Consider the following 7855-nt stretch of genomic DNA (forward strand, 5'->3'; position numbering starts at 1 on the left):
TTCGATTGTTTTTTCTGCTCCTTTTTCTGTCTCATTTCGCTCCCTCGCTTCATTCTATTAACATTTCTACGGAAAATCATTATGTATCAAATTTATTTATATGATATATATAGAATTTTATATTAATTATAAAAGAAATAAAAGATTTAATTTTCAGTATTTTAATTTTATAACCTATTTATTACCATTCCCCTTAATTCGTCATAACATGAATTTTCTTCAAACAAAAAACTGAGGTGTTCTCTATACACCTCAGTTTTTTCGATAACTTATTTTATTGAAGATAACCCTTCAACAAATTCACCAATCTTATTTTGAAAAACATAATTAAAGTTATATTCTTGTCCTGTTAACTCTTCATTTACTAAGATCGTTGTTGCTCCTACTTCCCTCTTTGCGATTTCTGGGAATGAAGCGACAGGCTGTACTTTTAATGACGTTCCCATAACGATAAGCACATCTGTTTCATATAAACGTTTTATCGCATTTTGATATTGCGGCAATGTATCTCCGTATAAAACAACGTCTGGATTTAAAATGAAATTACACTTCTCGCAGCGAGGCACTTCATGATCAATCATATACTGCAAATCATACCCCGCTTTACACTTTGGACAATGTGCTGTTTGAAGCGTTCCATGCAAATCAATGACATGTTTACTACCACCTAATTGATGTAAACCGTCAATATTTTGCGTTAAAATCGTAATATCTTTCCCTTGTTCTTCTACTTCAGCTAAAAAGCGATGGCCACGATTTGGTTTATATTGATGAAACGTATTAATTTGAAAGATTTCCTTATAATGCTTCCAAAATTCTTTCGGACTTCTATTATAATATCCTCTTGATAAATACATCTCCACATTCGCATCAGCATACAATCCATTTGCTGAACGGAAATCTGGGATACCACTTTCCGTACTTGCTCCTGCACCTGTTAACACTGTAATTTTCTTCGCTTTTTCTAAAATTGAACGTACTTCTTCAAATTGCACAAAAATCACCTCTATGTATATTGCTATACTTATTATACCAGTTGTTTACAGGAGATGTTGTACAATTCATTCTACTTAATGCGTCGTGCCCCCAATTTCCACTATATCCACCTCAACTGTCGTCGTTACCTCTACTGCCAATTCTATCCCTTTACTAATAGTAGAAAGTGACATACTCGGTTGGCCTGGATAGTTACTCGCTTGTTCTGGTAAAAACGGAATATGAATAAATCCGCCTTTTATTTTCTTATCACGCTTCTCTAGTTCATGCATAAGACCATAAAATATATGATTACAAACGAATGTACCCGCTGACTGTGAAACGGAAGCTGGTATGCCTTCTTCTTGAAGTTTTTTTACTATTGCTTTCATCGGAAGAGTAGACCAATAGGCAGCCGGTCCTTCTTCCACAACCGGTACATCTACCGGCTGATTCCCTTCATTGTCAGCAATTCTTGCATCATCAATATTAATTGCGACACGCTCTATCGTAATATCTGGTCTGCCCCCAGCTTGTCCGATACATATAATCATTTCTGGGTTTAGTTCTCCTATATACTCTTTTAAAACTTGTATTGATTTATGAAACACCGTTGGAACTTGTTTACTAATAATCTTGTATTCTCCGACTGTTTTTTCGTGCAAACTTTTTGCGACTTCCCAAGCTGGGTTAATGCTTTCTCCGCCGAACGGATCAAATCCTGTTAACAATACTGTTTTCATAGTTTTCCCTCCTAATTAGAAACGATATACAAGGCCGTACATAATAAACATATTGATGATAAAGATTGAAAGAGCAATTGGTACTTGCGCTTTAATAACTGCATTTTTATCTTTTAGCTCTAAAAGCATTGCCGGAACGATATTAAAGTTTGCTGCCATTGGAGTAAGCAATGTTCCGCAATATCCAGCAAACATACCGAGTGCTGCCATAATCGCCGGATTTCCTCCGTGCATTTGTACAATTAAAGGTAAACCAATGCCGCCAGTAATAACAGCAAATGCTGCGAAAGCATTTCCCATTACAACTGTGAAAAGCATCATTCCTAAACAATACGCCATAACAGCAACGAACGGATACTCTGTCGGTAATACTTGTCCAACTAAATCTGAAACGACTTGTCCAACGCCAGACTTCGCGAAAATACCGCCAAGAGCTGCTAACATTTGTGGTAAAATAACAGCCCAGCCGACAGCTTGTAATAATCGACTTCCTTCTTGAACAGGTGTTGTTATTTTTGATTTTGTAATACGCATTGCCGCAACGAATGCAAGTAATGCTCCTAGTGCTAATGCAACTAATGTCACTTTATCTGGATCAACAAGGGCGACATTTCCCCATTTGATTTTCCCTAACGTTAACGTACCGATAATTGTAAAAATAGGTATTAAAAGTGCAGGCATAAAAATTTTATTTTTTAATTTCTCAGCATGTTTTACACGTTCTTGTACTGGTACTTCTTTCTCCTCTGATTTTGTTACTTTATTTAATGACGCTAACACGACCATAGTGAGCACGATACAGCCAACGTAAAACGAAGGGATTACATTTCCGAATAAAAACGTAACTGCAAATAACGCCCAAAATAAGCTAGAACCAAATCGGTTTGGATGTTCACGATCAAATGCGATACGAACGGCGATAAAGGCAACGATTATACCTAATACATAATAGATTGTATCCATTGTGATGATGTTCATTTTATATTGCCTCCTTCTCTTCTTTTTCTTTTGCTGCCATCGTTTTTGCTATATATTTATCAAACCTTCTAAATCTGATCCAGCTTACGATAAGTGCAGATATTGCAGTTGGAATACCCCAAAGCGCCATATCCCATACACCTACATGCATACCTACTGAATCGAAGAATCCTTTCATTAATAAAATTGCACCAGTTGCGATAAAAATGTCTTCTCCGAAAAACCAAGCAGTATTTTCCGCAGCCGCTGCGTTTGCTTTAATCTTTTCTCTTAACTTTTCAGGCAGTTTACCGTATTTACCTTGCGCAGCCCCTTCTGCCATCGGTGCAACGAGCGGTCTTACTGTTTGTGCATGACCACCAATATTCAGTCCAAGTGCTGCTGATGATTCTCTTATCGTAAAATATGACATTAATACTCTTCCAGTTGTTGCGCCTTTTGATTTCGTTATAAGTGCTTCTGCTCTTTCTTTTAAACCGTAACGCTCTAAAATTCCGATTACCGGTAAAGTTAGTATGATAGGCATAGACATATATCTATTTTCTATGAAAAATTTACCGAACATGCTGATCACATCATAAAAGCTTAATCCTGAAACCATACCCGTAACAATACCTGCAACCATAACTACTAAAAGTGTATTTAATCTAAATAAAAAGCCCACTGCAACTAGTAATATCCCGATTAATTTCACCAATTCCAACACTTCCCCTCATTTTTTTATTTCGGTGCACATATAGAAATGTCATTATGTTCGAATGTTCTGTATATTTTTCCTGCAAATTGTACTGCTTTTTCTCCATCACCGTGTAAACAGATTGTCTGCGCCTGAACTGCTACTTTCTCCCCATTCACCGAATTTACATATCCTTCTTTCACCATTTGAAGCACTTGCTTTATCGCTTCGTCTTCTTTTTTTATGAGCGCATTTTCTTCCGTACGACTCGTTAATGTCCCATCTTGCTTATACGTCCGATCTGCAAAAGCTTCTTGTACGAGAGTTATATTGTATTTTTCCGCAGCCTGTATAAACGCCTCACTATTTGCTAATCCGTAAAGTAATAGATTTGGATTACTATCATAAATTGCCTTTGCGATTGCATCTGCAATTTCCGGATTAGTCGCCGCCATATTATATAGAGCGCCGTGTGGTTTTACATGGTGCATTTTCCCTCCTGCTGCTTTCACAAAAGCATCTAATGCACCGATTTGATACAATACATAGTCGTATACTTCATTTGGTGAAACGTTCATATTTCTTCTTCCAAATCCAATTAAATCTGGAAAACCAGGATGCGCCCCTATTGCTACGTTATGCTGCAGCGCTTTTTCGACCGTTTTCCTCATTACAGTCGGATCACCCGCATGAAAACCGCAAGCAACATTTATAGAGGAAACGAACGGAAGAATTTCATCATCATTCCCCATTTTATAAGCACCAAAGCTTTCTCCTAAATCACAGTTTAAATCGATTGTCGTCACGATGTTTCCCTCCTAATGTCAGCTTCGTAAAGTGATGAATTTTTTTAATAGATTCATATTTACTTCTTGTTTTATGTACAATTGTTCCGCTTCTTCAAGCGTAATTTTCTTAAAAGAAACGTAGTCCCCTGGTTTTAACTGAGCAAGAAGTGGTAAATCTACTGAAATGATATTTCCCATTCTCGGATAGCCGCCCGTCGTTTGCCTATCTACCATTAATATAATTGGCTGTCCACCATTTGGAACTTGAATCGTCCCATATGTAACGGGACTCGATAAAATCTCTTTTTCAACGGCTCTATTTAAAACATCTCCTTCAACCCTATAGCCCATACGGTCAGCGTAATTAGATACTTTATACTCTTTCGTAAAAAATGCCTGTTTACTTTCTTCTGTAAATTGATCATATTCAAAATCAGTTATGACACGCAGCTTAGGATATTTCTTATACTTTGGCAGTACACTGCTGCTAATTGCCCATTTTGCTTTGATTCGCTCATCTTTTTGTAAGGCTTGAATGAAACGACTCGCTAATTCTGAGTGCGTACCAATTTGAAAATAATCTCCTTTTTTCAGCATCCTTCCTTCTATGCCGCCAATCGCAGCACGTATGTAAGTACTTTTGCTTCCCATTATGCGATCAATTTGTATACCACCTGCAAAAGTCACATACGCTCTGCAACCACTTTTCACTTTTCCAAAGCAAAGCATGCTACCTTCTTCTGCTAAAATAGGACGCCATAATGGAATACGCTCCCCATTCAGTAACGGTTCCATATCTGCTCCGCCAATTGCAAGTAAAGTCGTTTTCTTTATTAACAATTTCGGTCCCATAATCGTCATTTCGAGTGCCGCTTCATTCTCTTCATTACCGACTAACATATTAATCATCCGAAGTGCACCCTGATCCATAGCCCCGCCAACAGGTACACCGTATTGTTGATAATGAGATCGCCCTAAATCTTGGACTGTTGTAAACATCCCCGCATGTAAAACCTCTACATCCATTCTTTAGCCCCCTCAAGTGATACGTACTCTTCCTTCGTTATTGGGATAAATCGTAAATACATACCGCTTTGAATAAAGGTTGGTGTTTCTTCTTCCGGATTAAATAAGGAGATTGGTGTTCGGCCAATAATGTTCCATCCTCCTGGTGTTTCAAGCGGATATATACCTGTTTGATTTCCGCCAATACCTACCGAACCAGCAGGTATTAGCAACCGTGGTGTTTCTTTTCTAGGCGTTTCTAGTTCTTTTGATAGTCCTCCTAAATACGGGAACCCTGGTGTAAAACCTAACATATACACAAAATACGTTGTTTCACTATGTATGCGAATCACATCTTCTACTTGTAAACCGTGATAATGTGCCACCTCTTCTAAATCAGATCCATATTCTCCCCCGTAACAAACGGGTATAGAAATATGTTTCACATCCTTATTTAATTCTTCTTGATACGAATTACAAAGCTCCTGTATGTACCGACAAACGTAATGATATGCTCCTTCACTTCTCCCCTTTCTCTTCCATACTTCATACAAATTATAATAAACGGCTAATGAAGTAAAAGATGGTACACACTCAACCATGCCTACAAACGGATGCTGCCTCAACGCTTGAAACAATCGCTGCACTTTTTCATATACATCCATCCCGATTTCTTCACCAAATGTAACAATAATTGCTTGATCCCCTAACGCAGAAAATTTCATCCCACTCCCTCTTTCTATGCCAAAAAGCCGAGTTCTTTCGAAATGCGATGTGCTGTTTCTTTCACCTTCGCAATAAAATATGAAATATTGCTTTCGCTGTACTCAATTGCTAATCCCGAAATACTAATACCTGCTACAACCGTTCCATCGCTTGCAAAAATGGGCGCTGCTATAGCCGCTGTATGATTTTCTAACTCAGAGTAGCTAATCGTGTGTCCTTCCTTTTTCGCCATTTGTAACACTTCTAACAACTGTTTCTTATCCACGATTGTTCCATCTGCAAACTGTTTTAAATTCGTTTCCTCTATGTATTTCCGTTTCTCTTCTTCAGAGAAATACGATAGTAAAATTCTCGGACATGCACCCGCATAAAGTGGCGCTCTTCTGCCAACCGCCGTATACACGCGTACAGGCTGAGCACCTTCCATCTTTTCCACATAAATCGCATCATTACCATCTTGAATAATTAAATTAACTGCCTGCCCTAAACTATCTCTAAGCTCTTTCATATACGGAATCGCAATATTTCTTACTGATAATCTTTGTGAAACAAGTTGACCGAACCGTAAAAAAACGACTCCTAAATGATATTTCCCCTTTTCGTTTTTTTGTAAAAACTCCATTTCTTCCAACGAGCCAATTAAACGATAAACAGATGTTTTCGGCATACTCGTAAGCTGAACCATCTCTGTTAAACTTAGCTCTTCATGCTCATAAAACAACTCTAAAATATCCATTGTCTTAACTGCCGTTTTATTTATACTCATTCTATCTCCCTCTTGTTCCGAATTTCGGAACTTAGATTCCATTTTTCGAAACAAATATATAATTTAAAATTATAAAATATTCTTTCAATTCTATCAACAAAAAAAGTATGGAAGAATATATATTCTCCCATACTTTTTCTTTATAACGCTCTTACTTGTTTCAACGGCCAGAAAACAGCTTGTCCTTTTCCGACAATCTCATCTTCTGAAATGAATCCAAACATACGACCGTCTTTCGAAACTTCACGATTATCTCCTAAAACAAACACTTGGCCTTCTGGCACTTTCGTTTTTCCTGTAATTTGTTCTAACGTAAAGTCTGGAGTTAATACACGGCCTGCTGCTTTTTCTTTAAACTCTTTTAAATATGGTTCTTCCACCGCTTTTCCGTTTACATATAACACATCGTTTTTATACTCAACTGTATCGCCTGGTACACCAATTACTCGTTTTACTAAATCGTACCCTTCTTTACCGTGGAACACGATAATATCAAAGCGATCTAATCCACTTATACTATAACCAATCTTATTTACAAGAACTCGCTCGTTATTTTCTAAAGTAGGCATCATCGATTCACCTTGTACTAATGAAGGTGTAAATAAAACACCGCGAATAATAGCAATTAATACAAGGGTAAATCCTATCGTTTTCGCCCATGAGAATAATTCTTTCTTCGTATTTTCCTTCATCGTTTCTCCTCTTTCTTACGTGTTTATTGTATGATTTGAACTAATTCTTGTACTAAACTAGGATCAATTTCAGAAAAACTTGATTTCCCTTCTCTTACCGCTGTACCGACATGAGCTTGCGAAATTCCAGTTTCATCTAGCAATTTCTTTATATTTTCTTTCGTCACGCCAGCTCCAGCTACAAGCTGAATTTGACCATCACTTACCTTTTGCATTTCTGCAAGTACCGGAATATTCTCTACTATATTTCCTTGCCCACCTGAAGTTAAAACGTGATTCACTTTATGAAACCTCTTTAAAGTTTTCATCGCTTCTACCGGATTTTCTGTATCATCTATTGCACGATGATATGTAACATTTATCTTGTCTACCACAGATAATAAATCCGCTAATTTCTCTTCATCCACTTCATTTTTTTCATTTAGTACACCTAATACAACACCAGCTACCCCTAATTCCTGAGCAACTACAATATCTTCTTTCATCATTTCAATTTCTTCTTCCGT

At 37.4% G+C, this 7855-nt stretch carries 10 protein-coding genes; all 10 read right to left on the reverse strand.

Translation table 11 applies throughout. The features are described from left to right. Positions 1-269: 269 nt before the first annotated feature. Positions 270-1004, reverse strand: coding sequence for an NAD-dependent protein deacylase (locus tag KI369_RS21290; protein WP_212957294.1), 735 nt, complete (start codon positions 1002-1004; stop codon positions 270-272). Positions 1005-1070: 66 nt separating this feature from the next. Further along, positions 1071-1718, reverse strand: coding sequence for a pyroglutamyl-peptidase I (gene pcp, locus KI369_RS21295; RefSeq protein ID WP_212957295.1), 648 nt, complete (start codon positions 1716-1718; stop codon positions 1071-1073). Between the two features lie 15 nt (positions 1719-1733). Next, on the reverse strand, positions 1734-2696 hold the full coding sequence (locus tag KI369_RS21300; protein ID WP_212957296.1) for a DUF979 domain-containing protein: 963 nt from the start codon (positions 2694-2696) through the stop codon (positions 1734-1736). Between the two features lies 1 nt (position 2697). Beyond that, on the reverse strand, positions 2698-3393 hold the full coding sequence (locus KI369_RS21305) for a DUF969 domain-containing protein (protein WP_212957303.1): 696 nt from the start codon (positions 3391-3393) through the stop codon (positions 2698-2700). A gap of 23 nt (positions 3394-3416) precedes the next feature. After that, a complete protein-coding gene (pxpA, locus tag KI369_RS21310) occupies positions 3417-4178 on the reverse strand; it encodes a 5-oxoprolinase subunit PxpA (RefSeq protein WP_212957297.1) in 762 nt (253 codons plus the stop codon). A gap of 18 nt (positions 4179-4196) precedes the next feature. After that, positions 4197-5186, reverse strand: coding sequence for a 5-oxoprolinase subunit C family protein (locus KI369_RS21315; protein WP_212957298.1), 990 nt, complete (start codon positions 5184-5186; stop codon positions 4197-4199). Continuing rightward, complete coding sequence (gene pxpB, locus KI369_RS21320) at positions 5177-5890, reverse strand: 5-oxoprolinase subunit PxpB (protein ID WP_212957299.1); 714 nt, start codon at positions 5888-5890, stop codon at positions 5177-5179. Before pxpB ends, KI369_RS21315 begins: the two co-directional genes overlap by 10 nt. Before the next feature lie 14 nt (positions 5891-5904). Next, on the reverse strand, positions 5905-6657 hold the full coding sequence (locus tag KI369_RS21325; protein WP_212957300.1) for an IclR family transcriptional regulator: 753 nt from the start codon (positions 6655-6657) through the stop codon (positions 5905-5907). A 140-nt stretch (positions 6658-6797) separates the two neighbouring features. After that, positions 6798-7349, reverse strand: coding sequence for a signal peptidase I (gene lepB / locus KI369_RS21330; protein WP_212957301.1), 552 nt, complete (start codon positions 7347-7349; stop codon positions 6798-6800). A gap of 23 nt (positions 7350-7372) precedes the next feature. After that, positions 7373-7855: copper homeostasis protein CutC (locus tag KI369_RS21335; protein ID WP_212957302.1), on the reverse strand; the 483-nt coding region annotated here is incomplete at its 5' end.

The organism is Bacillus sanguinis (genome assembly GCF_018332475.1).
Classification (GTDB): Bacteria; Bacillota; Bacilli; order Bacillales; family Bacillaceae_G; genus Bacillus_A; species Bacillus_A sanguinis.

Excerpts from the sequence above, each read along its gene's own strand:
- pcp (WP_212957295.1), bottom strand. The coding sequence starts at position 1,718 with ATGAAAACAGTATTGTTAACAGGATTTGATCCGTTCGGCGGAGAAAGC.
- KI369_RS21300 (WP_212957296.1), bottom strand. The coding sequence starts at position 2,696 with ATGAACATCATCACAATGGATACAATCTATTATGTATTAGGTATAATC.
- KI369_RS21315 (WP_212957298.1), bottom strand. The coding sequence starts at position 5,186 with ATGGATGTAGAGGTTTTACATGCGGGGATGTTTACAACAGTCCAAGAT.
- pxpB (WP_212957299.1), bottom strand. The coding sequence starts at position 5,890 with ATGAAATTTTCTGCGTTAGGGGATCAAGCAATTATTGTTACATTTGGT.
- KI369_RS21325 (WP_212957300.1), bottom strand. The coding sequence starts at position 6,657 with ATGAGTATAAATAAAACGGCAGTTAAGACAATGGATATTTTAGAGTTG.
- lepB (WP_212957301.1), bottom strand. The coding sequence starts at position 7,349 with ATGAAGGAAAATACGAAGAAAGAATTATTCTCATGGGCGAAAACGATA.